Here is a 23,031-nt window from a genome sequence, read left to right on the forward strand (position 1 = left end):
GTAGAGTTCAGCGAACCAGGCCGGCATCTCCGAGGTCGCCGACTTTATGGGCTTTGACAAGGTTCGTGGATCCGGCCACGCCGGGCGGGGATCCGGCGGCGATCACCACGAGTTCGCCGGGCAGCGCCAGTTCCTTCTCCAGCAGCACACGGTCCACCTGGCGGGTCATCTCATCGGTGTGGGCAGCCTCTTCGGCCAGCATCGGCTGGATGCCCCACACCAGTGCCAACTGGTTGCGGACCTGCTCGGTGGGCGAGAAGGCCAGGACCGGGCGGGTTGGCCGGAGCCGGGAGAGCCGCCGGGCGGTATCGCCGGACTGGGTGAAGGCGCAGATGGTCCGGGCCTCCAGCTGGGACGCGATCTCCACGGCAGCGCGGGTAATCGCACCGGCACGCGTCCTGGGCTCGCTACCCAGGGGCGGGATCCGGTCGAGTCCGTGCTCCTCAGTGGATTCCATGATCCGGGCCATGGTCCGCACGGTCTCCACGGGGTACCTGCCCACGCTCGTTTCGCCCGAGAGCATAACGGCGTCCGCGCCGTCGAGCACAGCGTTGGCACAGTCGGAAGCCTCGGCGCGGGTAGGCCTCGGGTTCTCGATCATGGATTCGAGCACCTGGGTGGCAACGATCACCGGCTTGGCCCACCGGCGGGCCAATTCGACCGCGCGCTTCTGGACCACGGGCACGTCCTCGAGAGGCAGCTCCACGCCCAAGTCACCCCGGGCCACCATGATCCCGTCGAAGGCATCGACGATTTCCTCCAGCGCATCCACGCCCTGCGGCTTCTCGATCTTCGCGATTACCGGAGCCCGGCGGCCCTCCTCCTCCATGATCTCGTGCACCCGGGTGACGTCGGCGGCACTTCGCACGAAGGACAGGGCGATGAAGTCCGCGCCGCGGCGGATGGCCCAGCGCAGGTCCTCTTCATCCTTCACGCTCAGGGCCGGCACATTGACGGCCACGCCGGGAAGATTGATGCCCTTGTTGTTCGACACGGTCCCGGCCACCGTCACCTCGGCGACGACATCAGTAGCGGTGACCTCAATGGCGCGCAGGGCCACCTTGCCGTCGTCGATCAGCAGGGTGTCCCCGGGGCGGACGTCCTGGGGCAGGCCCTTGTGGGTCGTGGAGCACAACTGCGCGGTGCCCTCCACATCGTCCGTCGTGATGGTGAAGGTATCCCCGGCTGAGAGGATGTGCGGGCCTTCCGCGAAACGTCCCAGCCGGATCTTCGGGCCCTGCAGGTCCGCCATCACGGCGACGGTGCGGCCCAGCTCGGCCGCGGCCTTGCGGACGTTGATGTACGTGTTGTCGTGTACGGCGTGGTCGCCGTGGCTCATGTTCATACGCACCACATCCACGCCAGCCTCGATAACCGCCAGCGTGTTGTCGTAACTAGCCACCGAGGGGCCGAAAGTCGCCACGATCTTTGCTCGTCTCATGAAACCTACCTTGCTGTTGTTTGGGAAGTGCGGATGGCCGGCGGACTCCCTCCGGCTTAATGGACGCGGACGGGGGTGCAAATGTCTGCTTGAAAGAGGCCTGGAAAGCGCTACCTTCAACATGGAAGTTTATTTAGGGTGTTTATTTACACCCTAGTTTTATGACCGCTGGTTGGCTATCCCTTGGCATAAATTCGTTGTACGGATGCGAACTGTCTGCGCTCTGCACCTGGCTTCCCGTCGTTCTGCCTCCCAGTCACAAGAGCGTCGGTGCCGGTCGGGGCGTTGACATCGACCTGACGTTTTCGCGACGATGGTCACCGACGGCGTCTTGCGGCTTTTGCCGGAGGGTGGGCGGCCAATCGGGTCGGCGGCGGGCGCGCTCACCATCAGCGCAGACTGGTGCCCCGTCGCGCCTCGGGGATTGCCGGTTCCGGGGTCTCCCCGACATCCCCAAGCGACAGCGTCCACCGACGCTTCGCGAGCACAGCCTTGACGACGCAAACCGCCGTCGGGTCCTTACCGCTATTCCATTCAATTCGTCCCCTCTTCGCCAACGCTGTCGAATGGCACCACGTGGTCCTGCGGCCCGGCCCTGTTCCGGGTGTGCCCGCCCTGCCAACCCTCACTGCGGTCCACCGAATTACCGAAAGGAAGTCCAATGACAACCACCGCTCCCGCCTTGAATCTGTCCGTTGGGCAGACGGCACAACTGTCACGCACCGTCACCACCGCCGACATCAGCCGGTTCACCGACATCAGCGGCGACCGCAACCCCCTGCACTACGACCTGGATGCGGCCCGCGCATCGCGTTTCGGTGAAATCGTCGTGCAGGGCGGCGTCACCAGCGCGATCCTCAACGCGGTCGTTGCGGAGGAACTGCCCGGCCCGGGCACCGTTTTCCTGAACGTCAACTGGGACTTCAAGGCGCCCGTCCGACCCGGTGACGTCATCACAGGCATCGTCGAAGTCACCGAGGTTCACCCGGACAAACCGGTCACCAAGATCAGAACCCAGGTCGTGCGCGACGACGGCGTCGTCGCGTTGGAAGGGACAGCGGTCTGCTACACGATGGCTATCGGCTCCGTGGAAGCTTGAAGGCAACGCAACTGCGGCTCCCGGTCCATGTCGCCCGGCCCGGACTGCCGTGCTGCCCCGGTCACTTCGCCGCGCGCTCATCTAAAAATTACGAGCGGTGCCACGAACAGCTTCCCGGCCGCCCACCCGGTAGCTTCACCCTAGGCTCGACTCTTCTTCATTTCCGGATCCATCAAGGCTCGGGGACCGTGGTGGCATTGATCCGCCGGCAGAAGTACTCGATCCGCACCGTGTCGCCCTCGGCCACCGTTCCGGGCAGTCAGGCGTAGGCCACGGACGACGCAACAGGCCTCGCTTCGAAGCCTCCATCAGGGTAGTTGTCCTCCCCGTTCCCGGGAAACTTCCTGGCCTGGTGCCCGCCGCGACGATGTACGTCTCAATGGTCAAAGGGCTGGTCACAGCGCCGGAACACGTTGTTCAAGAGGATCATGAGCCAGGTTTCCCCGCTGTTCCTCCGAACCACCAAAGCCGCCTGAAAACGTTGCGTTTCCGAGGTTCCGACGGAGGCCCCGCCAGCGAAGCCGTTGCCTGCCTTGGTGTCCGAAGTTCCATTTCCCCACCATGCTAGGCAGCCCGGCCTTTAGATCCATTGCGTAGTGCTACAGACATGGTTTATGAATACTAAACATGGAAATCGACCCGCGCCGGCTGCGCGTGCTGCTGGCCATTGCCCGCACGGGCGGAGTGCTGGCCGCCGCCGACGAGCTGCGGCTCACGCCGTCGGCCGTCTCCCAGCAGCTGAACAAGTTGGAGGACGAATCAGGGCATGCCTTGGTCGTGCGGACGCCGAAGGGATCGCTGCTGACGCCCGCCGGCCTGGCGATGGCAGAGGCCGCCGAGGAGATCGAACGCGCGCTCAACGCCGCCCGCGCGCGCATGGAAAGCGGGGCGGAGCTGGCCGGAGTCGTGCGGGTGGGCGGATTCACCAGCTTCCTGAGGACGATCGTGATCCCGCGCCTGCCCGAATGGCGCAGCCAGTATCCGCAGCTGCAGATCCGAATCGTTGAGGACGACCTTCCGGCGCTGATGCGGCTGCTCCGCCAGCGCGAGCTGGACGCCGTGGTGGTCGAACTCGACTCGGCCACGGCCGAGCAACGCTCGCTGCCGACCGGCATGCTCGAGGAACCCCTGCTGGACGAGCCATGGAAGCTGGTGGTCCCCTCCGAGGCCCTGCTCGGCACCGAGAACGTCGACCTTGCCCGGCTGCCGCTTCCGTGGCTCGGTGTCGAGCCGTCGGCCGCCAACGCCGCGGTAATCGGCCGGCTCCGCCGGTCGACCGGCGCCCGGGTGGAGACGGTCCACCAGTACCAGGAGACGCTCACCGCCCTCGCCCTGGTGGCCGCCGGGGAAGGTGTCGCCGTCGTCCCCGCCCTGGCGCTCAGCGGCGTCGTCCAGGACGGCGTCGACGTCCTGGACGTGCCTGGCCTCGGCACGCGGCGCATCGTGCTGCGGCGGTTCGACCGGCGAAACTCAGCCAACGGGCCGGTGGACACCGTCGCCCGCCTGCTCCGGGAATCCGTTTCGGCGTTCGATACGCTGGCCGTGGCGCCGCGGCCCGTGGCTCCGGCGCACCCTGAGCGCCGGGCACCGTCCTGACCGCCGCCGCCGCGCACCGGGCCGCTGCCGCGGACTGCCGCGGCGTGGCGGATCCGGCAAATCAGGGGAGCTGCGGGACCATGCAGCCAGGACTGCGGTGCGGCTCGGCCACAGCCTGGGCAGGCACGGCCCGGCCAAGGGGAACACCGGCCGCCTGGGCAGCCCCGAGGACCGTGGCCGGCGGGCATGCCGCGGATGCAGGATCCGGGCTCCCGTTCCCCCGGAGCTCCAGGCGGCGCCGGCGGTACATGCCGACCATGGAATGAACACCCAGGGCAGCCCAGGCCAAATTGGACGCCGCACTCGGCCAGGCTCCGTAGATCACGCAGGCAGTCCCGGCCATCAGGCCGCCGGCGGCGTTGAGAGCCGCATAGGCACGCGACGCCGAGGTGAGCCAGCCGCGCAACACCATGGCGTACGCCATAAAAGTTCCGACCGTTCCCAACCAGCCCAGAACCGCCGCCAGCATTCCATCTCCCCTGTACACGAACCGGTAGTTACAGCAGCAATAATGGCGACATTAGGGCTTTAGATCAATTGCATTCTACTGCAGATATAGTTTAGTAAAACTGAATGATTAATGCGGGCTGCGCCGCAGGCCGTCCCGCACGCGGGGGGATGCGTTGACCAGCGCGAACGATCCCCGTCCACCCACCGTGCGTGAGCGGCTCCACCCTTGACATCGCACCGGTTCCCGTATCGACTCGGTCCAGGCCGTCCGCGGAGAAGGCAACAGTCCGAACCAGACCAGGGAGAAGCCAAGATGGGCACAATCGTGGTGCAGGCATTCATCACCCTCGACGGCGTCGTCCAAGGCGGCGGCGGCCCGGACGAGGACCGCGACGGAGGCTTCGAGCACGGCGGCTGGGCGGCCAACTACGACGCCGCATACGGGGCCGCGGAGGACGGGCAGATCGTCCGGGAGTGGGAGAGCCGGACCGAGGCGCTGCTGCTGGGCCGCCGGACATACGAGATCTTCGCCGGCTCCTGGGGCGTGTGGGACGAGCATGCCGGGGGCTTCCAAGGGGAGCTGACCAGGAGGTACAACCGCATCCCCAAGTACGTTGCCTCGCGCACGCTGACCGGGCTCGGCTGGCAGAACTCGCAGCTCCTGGGCCCCGATGTGCCGGCCGCGGTGCAGGAGCTGCGGGCGCAGCCCGGCGGTGAGATCCGCGTCTGGGGCAGCACCCAGCTGATCAGGACGCTGGCCGGCCACGGCCTGGTCGACGAGTACCGGCTCGTCGTCTATCCGCTGGTGCTGGGCACCGGCAAGAAGTTGTTCTCCGACGGGTTCACACCTGCCAGACTCACCCTGGCCGAAACCCGCGCCCTGTCCTCCGGAGTCCTGGTCAACACCTACCGGCGCCCCGAAACGGACTGAGACGCCGATGCCTTGCCCAGCGGAGGAAGCACAAACGGTGCACGCCGGCGGGCGTGGGGCAAGCGGCAACCATCGAGGCCGGTGCTCCCCTTTTTCGCGGGGAACACCGCCAAGTGTCTGGGAGCCGATAGGCTGGCCGCGTGGATACAAGCACCGTGAACTCCGGCGAACAGGTTGACAGGCAGTCGCGCATCCTCGAAGCGGCACTGGAACTGCTCTCGCGCCACGGCATCTCAGGGGTCAGCATGCGCGCCGTAGCGCGCGAAGCCGGCGTCGCACTGGGACTTGTGAACTACTACTACGAAGATAAGTCGAGCCTGATCCGTGCAGCCCTGCACCGGATCGACGAGCACGACCTTATGCTGGTCGCACCCGACCCGGCGTCGCCCCCGGACGAACAGCTCCGCAAGGCCCTGCGGCGCGTTGCCGGCCCGGAATTCCTGACCACAGACTATCTGGCCCTGCGTCTGCACCTTTGGGCGCTCGCGCAGGCCGATGAAGACTTTGGGCTGATCAATGCGGCGGCATTCGATCGGTATCTTGACGGGCTCGCGACGCTGATAGGGAATGCGAAGCCCGGGCTTTCCCCGGTTGAATGCCGGGAACGGGCAGCCGACATTGTCGTCGTACAAAACGGCATGTGGCTCACAGCGCTCCTCGGCATAGACAAGGCAGCCATCCAGAGAAGCATCGCCCGCACGGAAGAAATCGCCTTCGCCGCTTAGCGGATGACGGCGGGCAGCAGCGCCCAACCTGCCGGACGATTTCAGGACAGACCCGGCATCGAACCTCAGAAGTCCTGGGGCCAGCCTCCCCCGGTGCCAGCGAGCGCCATTATTCTTGAACATCTGTTCAACCACAAGTCTTGAACACTTGTTCAACCTCCACTACTCTCCTTCGTATGACTCACGTCACATTGCGAACCACGTTGCGCAGTACGCAATTCACGGGAGCTTCCCAAGACATCGCGGCGTCCCGCCAGCTTGCGGAAGTAGGACGGCCAGGAGCCCCGACGGCCGATCCTTACCAGGCAGAAGGAGAGTTTTCAGCATGACAGACATGAACTACGACTACGTCATCGTGGGCGGCGGAAGTGCCGGCTCCGTGCTCGCCAACCGGCTGAGCGAGTCAGGGACCCGCAGCGTCCTGGTCCTCGAGGCCGGACGCAGCGACTACCCCTGGGATCTCTTCATCCAGATGCCTGCCGCCCTGACCTTCCCCAGCGGCAACCCCTTCTACGACTGGCGCTACGAGTCCGATCCGGAGCCTTTCATGCACGGCCGCAGGATCGCCCACGCCCGCGGCAAGGTGCTGGGCGGTTCCAGCTCCATCAACGGCATGATCTTCCAGCGCGGCAATCCGCTCGACTACGAGCGCTGGGGTGCCGACCCGGGCATGGAAAACTGGGACTTCGCCCACTGCCTGCCCTACTTCAACCGGATGGAAACCGTCCTGGCCGCGGACCCCGACGACGAACTCCGGGGCCACGACGGTCCGCTGGTGCTGGAGCGCGGACCTGCCACCAACCCCCTGTTCCAGGCCTTCTTCAAGGCGGCCCAGGAGGCCGGATACCCGCTGACCGACGACGTCAACGGCTACCGCCAGGAGGGCTTCGCCGCCTTCGACCGCAACGTCCACAAGGGCCAGCGGCTCTCGGCCTCCCGCGCCCACCTGCGCCCGAACAGGAACCGCCGCAACCTCACCGTCCTCACCCGCGCCCTGGTGACCAAGGTCAACTTCAGGGGCAACGTGGCCACCGGCGTCACCTTCCGCCGCAACGGCAGGACCCACGTCGTCAACGCCGGTGAAGTCATTCTGTCCGGCGGAGCCATCAACACTCCGCAGCTGCTCCAGCTCAGCGGGGTGGGCGACGCCGGGCACTTGAAGACGCTGGGCATCCGGCCGGTGGTGGACCTTCCCGGCGTCGGCGAAAACCTGCAGGACCACCTGGAGGTGTACATCCAGCATGCCTGCAGCCAGCCGGTGTCCATGCAGCCGAACCTGGACCTGTGGCGGTACCCGCTGATCGGCCTGCAGTGGCTCCTCGGGCGCCAGGGCCCGGCGGCCACCAACCACTTCGAAGGCGGTGGCTTCGTCCGGTCCAACGAGGACGTCGCCTACCCGAACCTGATGTTCCACTTCCTGCCGGTGGCGGTGCGCTACGACGGACAGAAGGCCGATGCGAAGCACGGCTATCAGGTGCACATCGGCCCGATGTACTCCGACGCCCGCGGAACCCTGAAGATCAAGTCCACGGATCCGACCGTCCACCCGTCCATGCTGTTCAACTACCTCTCCACCGACCAGGACCGCCGGGAATGGATCGAAGCCATCCACATCGCGCGGGATATCCTCGGCCAGTCCGCCCTGGCGCCGTTCAACGCCGGCGAGCTGTCCCCGGGACGCGACGTCCGCACCGACGCCGAGATCCTCGACTGGGTGGCCCGCGACGCCGAGACGGCGCTGCACCCGTCCTGTACCGCGAAGATGGGGCCGGACTCGGACCCGATGGCCGTGGTGGACCCCTCGGACATGTCGGTCCACGGCACCAGCGGCCTGCGGGTCGTAGATGCCTCGGCGATGCCCTACGTGACCAACGGCAACATCTACGCCCCGGTCATGATGCTCGCCGAGAAGGCCGCCGACCTGATCGCCGGCCGGACGCCCCTGCCGCCCCTGCATGCCGAGTTCTACCGGCACGGGACCAGCCCGCTAGAGCGGGGCGGGCGTGAAGGACTTCAGGCAGGGCGCCGCGCCGCCGAATCCGAGACCGCCGCGGCGAAGGGCTAGGGCAGCGCATGAGCTTGGATACCCAACTGTCCCTGGTCCCCGGCCTCTACCTCGACGGTGCCTGGTCGCCGTCGTCCGGGGAGCGGACCCGCAGCATCAGCTGCCCTGCCGACGGGAAGGAGGTCGCCGTCGTCGTCGAGGGCACCACCGCGGACGCGGAGGCGGCCATCGCCAGCGCCCGCAAGGCATTCGACGACGGCGGCTGGCCCCGGACGCCCGAAAAGGAACGCGGCCGGGTCCTGCAGCGCATCGCCGAACTGCTGGAGCGCGACAAGGCCCGGTACGCCCGGGCCGAGGCGCTGGACACCGGCAAGCGCCTGGTCGAGGCGGAGTACGACATCGACGACGTCGTCTCCTGCTTCCGCTACTACGCGGGCATCGCCGGCACCGACGCAGGCCGGGTGATCGACACCGGCAACCCCGACGCGATCAGCCGGATCGTCCACATGCCGGTGGGCGTCTGCGGGCTCATCACGCCGTGGAACTATCCCCTGCTCCAGGTGTCCTGGAAAGTGGCCCCGGCGCTTCTGGCGGGCAACACTTTCGTGCTCAAACCCAGCGAACTCACGCCCTCCACCGCGGTGCTGCTGATGGAGACCCTGCGCGAAGCGGGAGTGCCCGTCGGGGTCGCCAACCTCGTCACGGGCACCGGTCCTGAGGTGGGTGCCGTGCTCAGCACCGACCCCCGCGTGGACCTGGTCTCCTTCACCGGAGGGCTGGCCACCGGCAAGCGGATCATGGCCGCGGCCGCCGGGACGGTCAAGCGGGTAGCGCTGGAGCTGGGCGGGAAGAACCCCAACGTTGTCTTCGCCGACGCCGACTGGGACGCCGCCGTCGACATGGCCCTGACCGCGGTGTTCCTGCACTCCGGCCAGGTCTGCTCGGCCGGCGCGCGGCTGCTCGTGGAGGAGGAAATCCACGACCGCTTCGTCGCGGAAGTGGCAGCCAAAGCGCAGCAGATCAGGCTCGGCGGGCCCTTCGACGAACAGGCGGAGACCGGCCCGCTCATCTCCTTCGCCCACCGTGACAAGGTCCACGCCTATGTCCAGGCCGGCGTGGCCGAAGGCGCCCGGCTCGTCTGTGGCGGAACCATTCCGCAGGAGCCGCACCTGGCCGGCGGCAGCTTCTACCCGCCCACCGTCCTGGACGGCTGCAGCAGTTCCATGAGAGTGGTCCAGGAGGAATCCTTCGGCCCGGTCCTCACGGTGGAAACCTTCCGGACCGAGGACGAAGCCGTCAGGCTCGCCAACGACACCGTGTACGGCCTGGCCGGCGCCGTGTGGACGGCGGACGCTTCCCGCGCGCAGCGCGTCGCCCAGGCGCTGCGGCACGGCACGGTGTGGATCAACGACTACCACCCCTACGTGCCGCAGGCCGAATGGGGAGGTTTCGGGCAGTCCGGAAACGGACGGGAACTGGGAGCACTCGGCCTGGCCGAGTACCGGGAAACCAAGCACATCTGGCAGAACACCCGGCCCGGCCCCAGCCGCTGGTTTGGCTCATCGGTCCAAGGCTAGGACGAGCAGTACCGACTCAACGCCAACACAACTCAGCACCAACACAGGGGGAAACCGGCAGGGCTCCGGCAGCGGGCAGCGTCGCCCGCCGCCGGAGCCCTGCCGGAGCCAGCGCCCGCGCCCGCGCGGGAACCATCGTGCTATTCGACTAGGAGCTCAAATGTCGGAACCCACCAAGGCTGACTCAGGCGGTATGGACGAATTCGGCTACGCCCAGACCCTGGACCGCAGCATCGGCAAATTCGCCAGCTTCGCCGCCGGAGTCAGCTACATCTCCATCCTCACCGGTGTATTCCAGCTCTTCTACTTTGGTTTTTCCATGGCCGGACCCGCCTACGCGTGGTCCTGGCCCATGGTTTTCGTCGGCCAGCTGATGGTCGCACTCTGTTTCGCCGAACTCGCCGGCCGCTATCCGGTGGCCGGATCCGTTTACAACTGGGCCAAGCGGCTCTCCTCGGGCACCTACGCCTGGCTGGCCGGCTGGCTCCTGCTGATTTCCTCGATGATGGCCCTGGGAGCCGTCGCGCTGGCCCTGCAGATCACACTGCCGCAGATCTGGTCCGGCTTCCAGCTCATCGGCGACGGCACCGGCCCGTACGACTTTGCGGTCAACGGGGTGCTGCTGGCCAGCATCATGATCGGCATCTCCACGCTGATCAACGCGTTCGGCGTGAAGCTGATGACCCTGATCAACAGCGTCGGCGTGTTCGTGGAACTGGTTGCGGCCGTGCTGCTGGTCCTGGCGCTGCTCTGGCATGCGGTCCGCGGTCCCGAAGTCCTCTTCGACACCGCGGGCTACGGCCAAGGGCACCCGCTGGGCTTCTTCGGCGTCTTCCTGATCGGCGCCATGGCCTCCGGCTACGTCATGTACGGCTTCGACACCGCCAGCTCCCTCGGCGAGGAAACGAAGGACCCTAAGCGCACCGCACCCAAGGCCATCCTGCGCGCCGTCACCGCCTCCTTCGTGCTGGGCGGCCTGATTCTGCTCGGCGGGCTGCTGGCAGCTCCCGACCTGAACGATCCGAAAATCGGATCTGCCGACGGCGGCCTGCAGCACATCGTGCTCTCCGTGCTGGGCGGACCGTTCGGCAAGGCCTTCCTGGTGTGCATCGTCGTGGCCGTGGTCGTCTGCACCCTGGCGGTCCACGCCGCCGCCATCCGGATGATGTTCGCCATGGCCCGGGACAACAACCTGCCGTTCAGCCGGCAGCTCAGCAAGGTGCATCCCGTCCGCAGGACTCCCACCGTGGCAGCCATCGTCATCGGTGTCATCGCAGTGATCCCGCTGATCGTCAACGTGATGCAGCCGGCCATTTTCACCATCATGTCCAGCATCAGCATCGTCCTGATCTACCTGTCCTACCTGCTGGTCACCGTGCCCATGCTGCGGAACAGGCTCCTGCGCAAGTGGCCGCTCAAGGAGGAAGCGGCCGGCACGGCCGGGTTCAGCCTGGGCAAGTGGGGCCTGCCGGTGAACATCCTGGCCGTGCTCTGGGGCGGGGCCATGACCCTGAACCTCATCTGGCCGCGGCAGGAGATCTACAACTCCGTTCCGCCGTTCGAGTGGTACCTGCAGTGGGGCGGCGTGCTGTTCGTCGGCGCCGTCGTGGTTGGCGGCGCGCTCCTCTACCGCCTGAAGATCCGCCACCAGACCGGTGTGCTGGCCGAGCACGCCGCGGCCGTCTCCGCCCATCCGTCGTCGGGCTCCGCCCGCACCGACGCTTCGGCAGCCACCCGGCAGGTGCCGGAGCCGGCCGCCGGAGCCGCGCTGTCCCCTGCGGACGACTTTGCCGGCGAGATCCCTGACGCACTGGCGGCCAATGCCGCCATATCGGAACGAGGTCCTGGGTCGTAGGCCGGCCCCAGCCGATCATAAGCACGAGGGCCGGGCAGCGTCCCCGGATGGACGGGCACCCCTCCGCCGGCCTGACCGGCGGCGGGGTGCCGTTCCGTGCGTTCCGGGCGGTCCGTATGCCACATGCACCGACAGCCGCACGAAAACATGAGCACAAACGTTAACCGCCATCCCCATCAGCGGACAGTTCGCCGGCACAAGCACCAAACCCGGGATCAGCTTCGAAGCCCTCCAGCGCTGCGGCCCCACCCGGCTGTGCCGGCCGCTTCACAGTCCCGGTTACGTGCCGCAGGTCATGATGATCCGGACGGTGCGTCGCGGCGGATTTCCTGGATGACCCACCGATTGCCGTCCGGGTCGGCGAAAAAGGCGAAGGCGAATCCGCCGGTGTCGTGGGGTTCGCTGATATCGGCTCCGCGGCGGAGCAGTTCGTTCCGGGCCGCGGCCATGTCCGGCACCACCAGCTGCAGTCCTTCCAGGCTGCCGGGAGCCATCCCGTGCATGCCCGTGCCGATGACGATCGAGGTCGGAGAACCGGGAGGAGTGAGCTGGACAACCCGCATCCCGGGGATGTGCTCGACATCGTGGTCCAGCGTGAATCCCATTTGCTCTGTGTAGAACTTCTTGGCCCGGTCCACATCGGATACCGGTACCTGGACAACCTCGAGGCGCAGTTCCATGGGCCTACCCTACCCGGAACGATGCCCGCCCGGTGTGCAAAGCTCGGCCCCATGGGAACCACCGGGAGCGCGCCGCAGTCCGTTGATGAATTCGTCGCCGTCCTGGCCTGTCGCTGACCAACCGCACCCCGACGGCCACCGAAACCGCCGCCGGGCGGCCCTTTTGGCAGGCCTCGGAGCAGCTGTCCGGTGTGCAGGCCGTGGTGGCCGTGGGAAATGTGGCCGCATGCAGCATCCGCACCAGCGGACGGACCGCGCCCAGGGTGCGGCACCCGGCCCACGGGGGCAAGGCCAAGTTCCGGCAGGGCCTGCAGGAGTTGATCGCCGCGGGGATCAACGATCAGCCGGGTGCCACGTCGTAAACCAGCTCATCCCCGGCCACCCGCACGCCCGCGGTGGGCTGATGCGGCGTCGTCCGGCCGGGCGGCATCAGGTGCACCGGCTGCGCGCCCTCGATCAGCAGCGCGTGGTCGGCGATCAGCCGCCGGTGGCAGCGCCACCACACCGTTTCGCTGCACATCACCGCGGTGCGCCGCACCGCCGCCTCCGCGAGCACTCCGGCGAGCGCCGCGGCGAAGTCCGGCGTGCGCATGTACGCGGCGTAGGCGCGGAAGGACTCGTTCCGCAGAGCGGTGTCGGGCGAATCCGCGGGGAGCTTGCGGAAGCCGCCCAGCCGTTGTTCCCAGCGGTAGGCGATCCCGGCCGCCGGCAGCCACTCCTGCAGCCGGGCCTTGCCGAAGTGCGGGTGCTTCCGGCTGCCCGGCCCGATCCGCACGTCGACGACGGCGGCGACTTCCGCCGCCTGCAGCAGGCGCCGGAAGTCGTCCTCGCCGGCAGCTCCGTGGCCGACCGTCAACAGGAGCGTGCGTGCCGCCGTCATGCGCTCGAGCCTACTTTGCACCCGCCGCCGGGCGCCCCGCCGCGGTATACCTGGTCAGCTGGCCCGTCCGAACGCGGGCAGCACTGCGGCAGCGGGAGCGGGGACTGCTTCCGCCCGCTCCCCCGACGGCACGATCCGGATTGGGCGGGTGCGGTCCATGACCAGGCCGGTCCCGGCAATTTCGCGGGCCAGTGCAATGCCCTCCCGGACGGCGTCGAGGGTCGGGTAGGTGACGGACACGGCCGCCAGCGCACCGTCGCCGTCCAGCATCCGGATCTGGTACCCGCCACTCAGTGCGTCAACCACCTCAAAATGACCAGCCACTCGTCGCGCTCCTCACGTTGGTTCATCCCTGGGTAAAGCTCAAGAAACCGCATCATTGCGGAAATAGTAAGCTTTGTTACCATATCGGTCCCCGAGGCATCCCCATGACGAAAGGCCTGATGGCGTGGCGGAAACCTACAAATATCCCGTCCAGGTCCTGCACCTGCTCGTCTCGCCCGGGCATGCCTACTTCGGCCGTTCCCGCGACGGCGCCGCGGACGTGCCCACAACGGATGCCGGGCAGGTGGAGCTGGTAGCGGGCAAGGGCATCGTCGGGGACAGGTTCTTCGGCAAGGCCGCGCACCTGGATGCGGCGGTGACCCTGATGGCCGTCGAGGCCCTCGAGTCCATCGCCGCGGAGCTGGGCGTGGCGGACTTCAATCCGCTCCTGACCCGGCGCAATGTCATCCTGCGGGGCGCCGAACTGGCTCCGCTGGTGGGTGAGGAGTTCGCCTTGGAATCCCGCCGCGGCCTGATCAGGCTGCGGGGCGGACGGCCCGCCCATCCCTGCGCCTGGATGGACCGGATGCTCGCTCCCGGAGCCCATGCCGCGATGCGCGGGCGGGGCGGGCTGCGCTGCCAGCCGCTCTCGGACGGTGTCCTGCACCGCGGGCCGGCCGTGCTGCACAGCCCGGTGCCGCTGGACCCCTGCCGGGCCGGCGCGCCCGTCCTGCTCCGGCCCACCCGGCTGCCGTAGCCCGTTGGCCTGGCACGGACCGGGACGGCCCGCCTACCCGTGGGTCGCGTGCTGCGCCTGCCGGGCCAAGAGTGGACCAGGCAGCGTAGGCAGTTCCCGGGCAGCCAGCACGGCAACAGCGGGCGGCACGTCCGAGGACGCGCCGCCCGCCGCCAGGCCGCCTATTACCAGGAGCGGCCAGTCCAACCGGTTAGCGGGCCAGCACCGGCTCGCTGGAACGTGCCGGCACCGTGGCCGGCTGCCAGCGCAGGTGCGCCGGGGCCTGGTCGACGTCGGCCTCCCGCAGCAGGGACAGCCGGGGCCGCACCGCGTCCGTGCGCGAGCTCGGCGGCTTGCGCCGGCCGGCCCGGAAGGGCGCGATCCACTCGGCGCCGGGGCCGCGGTAGTCCTGCTCGGCCGCGGCGTGCAGGGTCCACTGCGGGTTGTACAGGTGGGTCCGGCCCAGCGCGATCAGGTCCGCGCGCCCGGCGAGCAGGATCGAGTTCGCGTCATCGTAGGAGGAGATGGCGCCGACCGCGATGATGGCGACGCCGGGCACCTCCTGGCGGATCCGGTCCGCGAACGGAGTCTGGTAGCTGCGCCCGTAGGCCGGCTTCTCTTCCTTGCCCACCTGGCCGGTGGAGACGTCGATCCCGTCCGCGCCGTGGGCGGCGAAGGCGCGGGCGATTTCGACGGCGTCGTCGGCGGTGTTGCCGCCGTCGATCCAGTCGGTGGCCGAGATCCGCACGGTCAGCGGCTTGGCGGCCGGCCAGGCCGCCCGCACGGCGTCGAACACCTCGAGCGGGAAGCGCAGCCGGTTCTGCAGCGGCCCGCCGTATTCGTCGGTGCGCTGGTTGGCCACCGGGGACAGGAAGGCGGAGAGCAGGTAGCCGTGCGCGGCGTGCACCTCGAGCAGGTCGAAGCCGGCCTCGTCGGCGCGGCGGGCAGCGGCGACGAAGTCCGCGACCACCTTGTCCATCCCGGCCCGGTCGATTTCGCGCGGGGTCTGGCTGCCCGGCCCGTAGGGCAGCGCCGAGGGGCCGACGGCTTCCCAGTTGCCGGCCTGAAGCGGCTCGTCGATGCCCTCCCACATCACCCGGGTGGAGGCCTTGCGGCCGGCGTGGCCGAGCTGGGCGCCGATCTTGGCACTGGACTGGCCGTGGACAAAGTCGACGATGCCCTTCCAGCTATCCCGCTGTGCGTCGGTGTACAGGCCGGTGCAGCCGGGGGTGATCCGCCCTTCCGCGGACACGCACACCATCTCGGTCATCACCAGGCCGGCCCCGCCCAGGGCCTTGCTGCCCAGGTGCACCTTGTGGAAGTCGCCGGGCACCCCGTCCACGGCCGAGTACATGTCCATCGGCGAGACGATGATGCGGTTCTTCAGCTGAAGCCCGCCGATCCGGTAGGGCTGGAACATCGCCGGGGCTGCCTGCGCCAGGCCCTGGGACTCGGCGAAGTGCCGGTCCACCGTCTGGGCGAACTCCGGATCGCGCAGGCGCAGGTTCTCCTGCGTGATGCGGCGGCTGCGGGTAAGCAGGTTGAAGGCGAACTGGGTGGGGTCCTGGTCCTTGTACTGCCCGATCCGCTCGAACCATTCCAGCGAGGCCTGCGCGGCACGCTGGGTGGACTCGACCACGGGCCGCCGCTCGGTCTCGTAGGCCTCCAAAGCCTGATCGAGGCCGGGGTGCTCGTGCAGGCAGGCGGCCAGGGCCAGGGCGTCCTCCATCGCCAGCTTGGTGCCGGAGCCGATGGAGAAGTGTGCGGTGTGCGCGGCATCGCCGATCAGCACCACGTTGCCGTGCCGCCAGCTGCGGTTGCGCACGGTGGTGAAGTTCAGCCACTTGGAGTTGTTGGCCAGCACCCGGTAGCCGTCCAGCTCGTCGGCGAAGATCTCCCGGATCCTGGCGATCGCCTGCTCGTCCGAGACGCCCGGGGCGAAGACCGCGCCGGCGGTCTCGTCGAAGCCGGCGGCGCGCCAGACGTCCTCGTGCATCTCGACGATGAAGGTGGAGCCCTCGTCGGAGAAGGGGTAGCCGTGGATCTGCATGACCCCGTACTCGGTCTCCTTGACGAAGAACTTGAACGCCTCGAAGACCTGGTCGGTGCCCAGCCACATGTACTTGTTGCCCCGCACATCCAGGTCCGGGCCGAAATCCTCGGCGTACTTGGCGCGGATCTGCGAGTTCACCCCGTCCGCGGCCAGCACCAGGTCGTACTCCGCTTCCAGCTCCTCCACCGGCGGGGCCAGCGTGGAGAAGCGCAGGTCCACCCCGAGCTCGGCGCAGCGGCGCTGCAGCAGTTCCAGCAGCTCCTTGCGGCTCATCGCCGCGAAGCCCTGGCCGCCGACGGTGGCGGTCTGGCCCTTGAAGTGGATGTCGATGTCGGACCAGCGGGCGAAGCGCCGGCTCATGTAATCGGCCACGACCGGGTCGGCGTTGCCGATCCCGCCCAGGGTCTCGTCGGAGAAGACGACGCCGAAACCGAACGTGTCGCTGGCCGCGTTGCGTTCCCAGAGCGTGATCTCGTGCGCGGAGTCCAGCTGCTTCATCAATGCCGCGAAGTACAGGCCGCCCGGTCCGCCGCCTACGATTGCGATCTTCATGGTGTGTTCCTTTCAGCCCCGGCCCTGCGTTGCGCCGGCTAATTCTGTGGTTTCTGCGGTTTCTTCCTGGAGTCCCTCGCGCAGCTTGAAGTGCTGCAGCTTGCCGCTGGGGTTGCGGGGCAGTTCGGTGACGAACCGGACGTCCCGCGGGTACTTGTAGGGGGCGATGGTGGCCTTGACGAAGTCCTGGATTTCCTTGCGCTTGGCGGCGCTGGGCTCGACGCCCGCGCGCAGGACGATGAAGGCGCAGACCACGCTGCCGCGTTCGGGATCGGGCCGGCCGATGACCGCGTTCTCCACCACGTCCGGGTGCTGGTCGATGGCCGATTCGACCTCCGGGGCGCCGATGTTGTAGCCGGAGGAGATGATCATGTTGTCCGAGCGGGCCTGGTAGTAGAAGTAGCCGTCCTCGTCGCGCAGGAACGTGTCCCCGGTGATGTTCCAGCCATGGTGCACGTAGGCAGCCTGCCGGGCGTCGTTCAGGTAGCGGCAGCCGGTGGGCCCGATCACGGCCAGGCGTCCGGGCTCGCCCGGGGCGGCCTCGTTGCCGTCCGCGTCGATGACCCTGGCCCGGAAGCCGGGCACCGGCACGCCGACCGCGCCCGGGCGGATGTCCGCGCCGGCGGCGGAGATGAACACGTGCAGCATCTCGGTGGCGCCGATGCCGTTGACCAGGCGCAGCCCGGTGGCCTCATGCACCGCCTCCCAGGTTTCCTTCGGCAGGTGCTCGCCGGCCGAGACCGCCACCCGCAGGCCCGACAGCAGCCCGCCCTCGCCTTCCTTGAGGATGGCCCGGTAGGCGGTCGGGGCGGTGAACAGGATGGTCGCGCCCGCGGCGGCGGCGTGCCGGGCCAGCTCCACCGGGGTGGCGCGCTCGGTCAGCAGCACCGAGGCGCCGAAGCGCAGCGGGAAGACCACCAGGCCGCCGAGGCCGAAGGTGAAGGCCAGCGGCGGGGACCCGGCGAACACGTCCTCGGTGGTGGGCGCCAGGATGTGCCGGGCGAAGGTGTCCGCGTTGGCCAGGATGTCGCGGTGGAAGTGCATGGTGATCTTCGGCGTGCCGGTGGTGCCGGAGGTCGGGCCCAGCAGCGCGACGTCGTCGGCCGCGGTGGCCACGGCCTCGAACGTCCCGCTCTTGGCGGCACAGCGGGCGGTGAGGTCCCCGGCGTCGTCGGCGCCGTAGCTGACGACGGCGGTGCCGTCACCGACCGCTGCGGCGACCCCCTCGGCGAAGCGGTGGTCGGTGATGGCCACCGCCGGCCGGGTCAGCTCGGCGATCTTGGCCACCTCGCTGGCCCGCAGCACCGGCATGGTGGTGACCACCACGGCGCCGGCCTTGAGCACGCCCAGCCAGGCGGCCACCAGCCACGGGTTGTTCGGGCCGCGCAGCAGCACCCGGTTGCCCGGGACCACGCCGAGGTCCTCGGTGAGCACCTGCGCCACCTGGTTGGCCCGGGTCTGCAGGTCGCCGTAGCTCCACACCGCCCCGTCCGGGGTGCGCAGCGCGGGCCGGTCCGGGCCGAAAGCGGCCACGGCGTCGTCGACCAGCACCGCCGCGGCATTGAGGCGGTCCGGGTACTGCAGGTCGGGCAGGGTGAATTCGAGCACCGGCCACGTCTCGGCCGGCGGCAGGTGGTCGCGGGTGAAGGAGTCCACGTGGGCCGAAGGGGACAGTTCCATGGCGTTCCTTTCGATGGCTGGATGGGTGCTAGTGGGCGCGGCCGGCACGGATCATGCCTTCCTGGGCCACGGTGGCCAGGAGCCGGCCGGAGCGGTCGAAGAACCGGCCCAGGGCCAGGCCGCGGTTGCGCTGTCCGGAAACCGCTTCCTGGGCGTAGAGCACCCAGTCATCGGCCCGGCCGTCGCGGTGGAACCACATGGCGTGGTCCAGGCTGGCGGTGGCCAGGCCCTCGTCGGCCCAGGCCAGCCCGTGCACCCGCAGGATGGGCTCCAGGATGGTGTAGTCGCACACGTACGCCAGGGCCGTGCGGTGCAGGTCCGCGGTGCTGCGCGCGTCGGCCAGGTCGGGCAGCCGGTCGAAGGCCCTGACCCAGACCGCCTGCTGCGGCACCCGTTCGCCCTCGACCTGCACGTACACCGGGCCCGGGACGTGGCGCATGTCGAAGCTGCGCCCGGCGGACCAGTACTCCGCGGCCGGCCCCTCGACCCCCTCGAGCGCCTCGGCGGCGCTGCGCAGCGACTCGGGATCCACCGCGGCCGGCATCGCCGGCTGGAATTCCGGGCCTTCTTCGGGCACCTGGAAGGAACCCATGGCCGCGTAGACCACCTTGCCGCCTTGGTAGCCTCGGACGCTGCGGGTGGAGTAGCCGCGCCCGTCGCGCAGCCGCTCGACCTCGTAGCGGACGGCCGCACCGATATCCACCGGACGCATGAAGTAGCTGTGCATCGAGTGCAGGCACCGGTCCGCGTCCACCGAGCGCATCATGGCCGCGGCGGCCTGGGCCACCATATCCCCGCCGTAGGCCTTGGGCCAGGGTACGTACTGGGTGGTGGCCTCGTAGGCTTCGTCGTGGACCTGCGGTTCGACCGGCGACAGGTCGACGGCGCGCAGGAACGTCTGTGCGGTCAGGGCGCCGGCCAGCGGCTGCGTCACGGCGCTCATGCCCGGCGGTATCCTTCCAGGCTCCCGTCGGCCACGTCCGGGAGGTTGACCACGATGTTCTCCGGGGTGCGGGCGGTCAGCCAGACCAGCTCCTCGGTCACGGACATGTTGGCCTCCACGTGCGGCATGAACGGCGGGACGAAGACCCAGTCCCCGGCCGTCATGTCGATGAAGTCGGCGTAGTTCTCGCCGAAGTAGATCCGGCCGTGGCCGCGCAGCACGTAGCCGCCGGTCTCCGCCTCGCCGTGGTGGTGCGGCAGCGAGCGGTAGCCGGGCACGTTGGAGACCTGGCCGAACCAGATCTTGGTGGCCGGGGTGTGCTGGATGCTCACGCCCGAGACCCGGACGCAGTCCCCGGACTGGGCGGTGTTGGTGTCCTCGGTCCCGGCGCGGGTGACCACGGGGACCACCTTGCCATCGGGGCCGGCGTAGATGGCGTTGTCGCCCTCGGTGCGGTATTCGGTACGGGAATCAACGGTGGTGTCGCTCATGGTCTGCTCCTCTGGATTAGCTGGATTAGCGGTGTTGGATTATGCGGAGTGGACGGGCTGGTGGTGCCGGGCCGGCTGGCGGATGGACACCCGGTTCGCCAGGCGCCCGATGCCGTCGATCTCGGTGGTGATGATGTCGCCGTCGGCCAGAAAGCGCGGCGGCTGCATCCCCATGCCCACTCCCCCCGGCGTGCCGGTCAGGACCAGGTCCCCGGGACGCAGCGTGGTGAACTGGGAAATGTAGGACAGCAGCCGGGCCGGCCCGAACACCAGCGTCCGGGTATGGCCGCGCTGCACCAGTTCGCCGTTGACATAGCCGCGGACCTCGACGTCGCCGCCGTCCACCTCGTCCGGCGTGGCCATCACCGGGCCCACCGGCGTGGTGGCGTCGAAGGCCTTGCCCTGGAACCACTGCAGGGTCCGGTTCTGCCAGTCGCGCATGGAGACGTCGTTGGCCACGGTGTAGCCGGCGATGCCCGCCTGCGCTTCGGCCTCGTCCGCCCGGGTGAGCGTGGCGCCGACGACGACGGCGAGCTCGGCTTCCCAGTCCACGCGCTCGCTGCCCTGCACCTCGATCTCGTCCGCGGCACCGGCCAGGGTGTCGGCAAACTTGGCGAAGAGCGTCGGGTACTCGGGCAGCTCCCGGCCCATCTCCTGGATGTGGTCACCGTAGTTCAAGCCGCAGCAGATGACCTTGCCTGCCTGCGGCAGCAGCGGCGCCAGGGTGGCGCCGTGGACGACGTCGGAGGTGGATGCATGGGCGGCGGCATCCCGGGCCGCGGAACGCCACTCCGGGTTGCGCAGCAGCGCACCGGCGTCCCGCGCCGGCAGCGGCAGGTAGGCGTCGGCGCCCACGGCAAGTGCCGCCGTCGTGGTCTGTGCGCCGGTGCGCAGGGTGGCCAGTCTCATGCCTCGGGTTCCCTTCTCGTTTCGAATGTATCGACTTTTTTACGGCCGTCACATATGCTCAAGTTAGCACGATCACACTGATCTGCAACAGGGTTTTCCAAAACATCGGTTTCTTACGCACCGGCGATGCCAAGGAGGCACAATGACCAACCAGACAGCAACCGGCAACCGCACCATCAACCCAGCCTCGCTGCCGAAGCCCTCCGGCTATGCGCACGGCATCCTGGCCGGCAACACCGTGTTCCTCGGCGGCCAGACCGCCCTGGACCAGGACATGAACATCGTCCCGGGCGGGATCGTGGAGCAGTTCCGGCAGGCCTTTTCCAATGTGCTCACCACGCTGGAAGAGGCCGGCGGCCGGCCGCAGGACCTGGTCAGCGTGACCATCTACCTCACGGACGTGGACGACTACATGGCCCACGGCCGGGAGATCGGGCGCATCTGGCGCGAGATGGCCGGCTCCGAATACCCGGCGATGGCCGGCATCGGCGTCTCCCGGCTGTGGCAGAAGGAAGCGATGATCGAAATCCAGGGCATCGCGGTCATCCAGGAGGCATAGCCACCTCGGAGCGCCGAGCGCGTGCGGGCCGGCCGGGAGGATCTCCCGGCCGGCCCGCACGGTCTTAAAGCAGCCTCAGGCCGCCTCGGCGTCGTCCACCAGGGACCGGGCATGGGCCTCGGCCATGGGGGCGATCAGCTCATGCACACCGAAGAAGATCCGCCGGGCCTCGGGCCCCTGCCAGCCCTCGGGCAGGTAGTCCAGGGGCAGCCCCGGGTCGCTGTAGGGCAGGCGCCGCCACAGGGTCAGCATCGGCACGTAGTAGCGGAACGCGTCGCGGCGCAGCTCCGGGCCGGAGGCAGCCAGGGCGGCCGCCGGGTCGCCGCCCACTTCCGCGGTCCAGTCCGCGAGCGAACTGCCGTAGTACTGCATGAACTCCGAGATCTGGACCTGCAGCGCCTCCAGGTCCCACCACTGCGCCACCCGGGCCCGCATGTCCCCCTCGGGCTCATAGTCGCCGGTGAAGAACTCGACGTATTCGGCCAGTCCCCGGTTGGCCAGCCGGCGCTTGGCGCCCTCGCGCACCCCGGAGGGCGCAATCCACACACCGGCCGCCATGGACCCGAAGCCCAGCCGGGTCAGTTCGGTGCGCAGCTGGTGGCGGCGTTCCCGCATCGATTCGGGCACCGAGAAGATCGCCAGCACCCACGGACTGCCGGGGGCATCCCGGTGCGGGGCGAAGATGCGCTCGTCGCCCTCATTGACCATTTCCAGCCAACGCGGCGAGAGTTCGTACTTGGCTGCGCCGCCGTTCCTGACGCTGTTGAGCACCCCCTTGGCCTTCAGCCGCGAGACGGCCGAGCGCACGCCAGGGGCGTCATGGCCCAGGGCGCCGAGCATTTCGATCAGCACCGAAACCGGCAGCGCACCGCCGCCGCGCCGGCCGTACAGCCCGTAGATGGTCAGGATGAGCTGCTGGTGCCGCAGCGGCGGCGTAGGGACGGTGATCATCCGCTGGACTCCCGTTTCTACTGTGGGCATGGCGGTACGGCTCCGATCATCATAGGCAGCCGCCCGGGTGGGTGGCAGGACGGCGGGCTCAGACCGGCACGACGCCGGCACTGAGGGCGCTGCGGATATGCTCCGGCCAGGGGTGGGCGGCTTCGGCTCCCGCGGGAACGTAGGCGGTGGTGAAGGTGCCGTGGGCGGCGAGGCCGCCGCCGGACTTTTCGTGTGGCTGGCCATGGACCTCGAAACCGAAGGTCAGCGACGTCCGGCCGATCTTCTGCACCGTGACGGTGGCGGTGATGCGCTGGCCGAACCACAGCTTGTTCCGGTAGTTGATCACCTGCTGCACGCGCGGGGCGCAGGGAAAGTAGTCCGGCAGGTCCAGCCGGCGGAACAGCTCGGCCTCGGCAGCCTCCACCCAGCGCATGATGGCCGAATTGTGCTGATGGCCGGCCGCGTCCGTGTCCACCCATTCGACGGTCCGTTCGATGCTGGCACCCGGGAGTTGCGGGGTGTCGTGGCTGTCCATGGCTTTCCTCTCCGCCTGCAGACCTTGTAGCCGCCGCAGGCTGTCGACTCCATGATATGCCGCTTAAATGACGGGCGTATACATCAGTCAATAAATGCGGGGCCAGACGGCGCCGGACCGGTCCATCG

The 23,031-nt window shown here is 68.6% G+C and carries 21 protein-coding genes; 9 read left to right on the plus strand and 12 right to left on the minus strand.

From position 1 onward, the window contains the following. Positions 1-7: 7 nt before the first annotated feature. Entirely contained in the window at positions 8-1,441 is a 1,434-nt protein-coding gene (gene pyk / locus LVY72_RS18695) for a pyruvate kinase (protein ID WP_237824678.1), read from the minus strand. Positions 1,442-2,102: 661 nt separating this feature from the next. On the opposite strand from pyk, the gene LVY72_RS18700 reads away from it, so the two are divergent. Further along, positions 2,103-2,540, plus strand: a complete 438-nt coding sequence (locus tag LVY72_RS18700; RefSeq protein WP_237824681.1) for a MaoC family dehydratase — start codon at positions 2,103-2,105, stop codon at positions 2,538-2,540. Positions 2,541-3,167: 627 nt separating this feature from the next. Further along, positions 3,168-4,136 carry a LysR family transcriptional regulator gene (locus LVY72_RS18705; protein ID WP_237824683.1) on the plus strand — a complete coding sequence of 323 codons (969 nt, stop codon included), beginning with the start codon at positions 3,168-3,170 and terminating at the stop codon, positions 4,134-4,136. Positions 4,137-4,197: 61 nt separating this feature from the next. On the opposite strand, the gene LVY72_RS18710 is transcribed toward LVY72_RS18705, so the two are convergent. Next, a complete protein-coding gene (locus LVY72_RS18710; RefSeq protein ID WP_504863507.1) occupies positions 4,198-4,605 on the minus strand; it encodes a CBU_0592 family membrane protein in 408 nt (135 codons plus the stop codon). A gap of 294 nt (positions 4,606-4,899) precedes the next feature. On the opposite strand from LVY72_RS18710, the gene LVY72_RS18715 reads away from it, so the two are divergent. From LVY72_RS18715 to LVY72_RS18735, 5 genes are all read left to right on the plus strand, one after another. Next, positions 4,900-5,517, plus strand: a complete 618-nt coding sequence (locus LVY72_RS18715; protein WP_237824687.1) for a dihydrofolate reductase family protein — start codon at positions 4,900-4,902, stop codon at positions 5,515-5,517. A 140-nt stretch (positions 5,518-5,657) separates the two neighbouring features. After that, positions 5,658-6,242, plus strand: coding sequence for a TetR/AcrR family transcriptional regulator (locus LVY72_RS18720; protein WP_237824690.1), 585 nt, complete (start codon positions 5,658-5,660; stop codon positions 6,240-6,242). 325 nt (positions 6,243-6,567) lie between these two features. Continuing rightward, entirely contained in the window at positions 6,568-8,307 is a 1,740-nt protein-coding gene (betA, locus tag LVY72_RS18725) for a choline dehydrogenase (RefSeq protein ID WP_237824700.1), read from the plus strand. An 8-nt stretch (positions 8,308-8,315) separates the two neighbouring features. Then, positions 8,316-9,824: an aldehyde dehydrogenase family protein gene (locus LVY72_RS18730; protein ID WP_237824709.1), complete on the plus strand. Its 1,509-nt coding sequence runs from the start codon at positions 8,316-8,318 to the stop codon at positions 9,822-9,824. A 160-nt stretch (positions 9,825-9,984) separates the two neighbouring features. After that, complete coding sequence (locus LVY72_RS18735; RefSeq protein WP_237824716.1) at positions 9,985-11,679, plus strand: APC family permease; 1,695 nt, start codon at positions 9,985-9,987, stop codon at positions 11,677-11,679. A gap of 293 nt (positions 11,680-11,972) precedes the next feature. On the opposite strand, the gene LVY72_RS18740 is transcribed toward LVY72_RS18735, so the two are convergent. The 3 genes from LVY72_RS18740 to LVY72_RS18750 form a co-directional block, all read right to left on the minus strand. After that, positions 11,973-12,359: a VOC family protein gene (locus tag LVY72_RS18740; RefSeq protein ID WP_237824724.1), complete on the minus strand. Its 387-nt coding sequence runs from the start codon at positions 12,357-12,359 to the stop codon at positions 11,973-11,975. Between the two features lie 340 nt (positions 12,360-12,699). Next, positions 12,700-13,239 carry a DUF488 domain-containing protein gene (locus tag LVY72_RS18745; RefSeq protein WP_237824726.1) on the minus strand — a complete coding sequence of 180 codons (540 nt, stop codon included), beginning with the start codon at positions 13,237-13,239 and terminating at the stop codon, positions 12,700-12,702. 54 nt (positions 13,240-13,293) lie between these two features. Continuing rightward, entirely contained in the window at positions 13,294-13,563 is a 270-nt protein-coding gene (locus LVY72_RS18750) for a YegP family protein (protein ID WP_237824728.1), read from the minus strand. A gap of 124 nt (positions 13,564-13,687) precedes the next feature. Between LVY72_RS18750 and LVY72_RS18755 the strand changes: the two genes are divergently transcribed. Then, entirely contained in the window at positions 13,688-14,260 is a 573-nt protein-coding gene (locus tag LVY72_RS18755; protein ID WP_237824731.1) for an MOSC domain-containing protein, read from the plus strand. A gap of 190 nt (positions 14,261-14,450) precedes the next feature. Here the strand turns inward: LVY72_RS18755 and LVY72_RS18760 are convergent, their stop codons facing one another. Genes LVY72_RS18760 through LVY72_RS18780 form a run of 5 tightly spaced genes read right to left on the minus strand, consistent with a single transcriptional unit; the run spans position 14,451 to position 20,867 of the window. Continuing rightward, the gene (locus LVY72_RS18760; RefSeq protein ID WP_237824739.1) at positions 14,451-16,844 is read right to left on the minus strand and encodes a bifunctional salicylyl-CoA 5-hydroxylase/oxidoreductase; all 2,394 of its coding nucleotides are present in this window, start codon (positions 16,842-16,844) and stop codon (positions 14,451-14,453) included. A gap of 12 nt (positions 16,845-16,856) precedes the next feature. Further along, positions 16,857-18,524 carry an AMP-binding protein gene (locus tag LVY72_RS18765; RefSeq protein ID WP_237824746.1) on the minus strand — a complete coding sequence of 556 codons (1,668 nt, stop codon included), beginning with the start codon at positions 18,522-18,524 and terminating at the stop codon, positions 16,857-16,859. Between the two features lie 28 nt (positions 18,525-18,552). Beyond that, on the minus strand, positions 18,553-19,467 hold the full coding sequence (locus LVY72_RS18770) for an acyl-CoA thioesterase (RefSeq protein ID WP_237824753.1): 915 nt from the start codon (positions 19,465-19,467) through the stop codon (positions 18,553-18,555). Then, a complete protein-coding gene (locus LVY72_RS18775; protein WP_237824756.1) occupies positions 19,464-19,958 on the minus strand; it encodes a cupin domain-containing protein in 495 nt (164 codons plus the stop codon). The genes LVY72_RS18770 and LVY72_RS18775 overlap by 4 nt, the downstream gene beginning before the upstream one ends. 39 nt (positions 19,959-19,997) lie before the next feature. After that, positions 19,998-20,867 carry a fumarylacetoacetate hydrolase family protein gene (locus LVY72_RS18780; protein ID WP_237824758.1) on the minus strand — a complete coding sequence of 290 codons (870 nt, stop codon included), beginning with the start codon at positions 20,865-20,867 and terminating at the stop codon, positions 19,998-20,000. Between the two features lie 142 nt (positions 20,868-21,009). On the opposite strand from LVY72_RS18780, the gene LVY72_RS18785 reads away from it, so the two are divergent. Further along, entirely contained in the window at positions 21,010-21,426 is a 417-nt protein-coding gene (locus tag LVY72_RS18785) for a RidA family protein (RefSeq protein WP_237824760.1), read from the plus strand. A 75-nt stretch (positions 21,427-21,501) separates the two neighbouring features. Here LVY72_RS18785 and LVY72_RS18790 read toward each other — a convergent pair whose 3' ends face one another. Next, complete coding sequence (locus LVY72_RS18790; RefSeq protein WP_237824762.1) at positions 21,502-22,407, minus strand: PaaX family transcriptional regulator; 906 nt, start codon at positions 22,405-22,407, stop codon at positions 21,502-21,504. Between the two features lie 58 nt (positions 22,408-22,465). Further along, complete coding sequence (locus LVY72_RS18795; RefSeq protein ID WP_237824764.1) at positions 22,466-22,903, minus strand: acyl-CoA thioesterase; 438 nt, start codon at positions 22,901-22,903, stop codon at positions 22,466-22,468. Positions 22,904-23,031 lie beyond the last annotated feature (128 nt).

Origin of the sequence: Arthrobacter hankyongi (assembly GCF_022012395.1) — a bacterium.
Lineage (GTDB): Bacteria > Actinomycetota > Actinomycetes > Actinomycetales > Micrococcaceae > Crystallibacter > Crystallibacter hankyongi.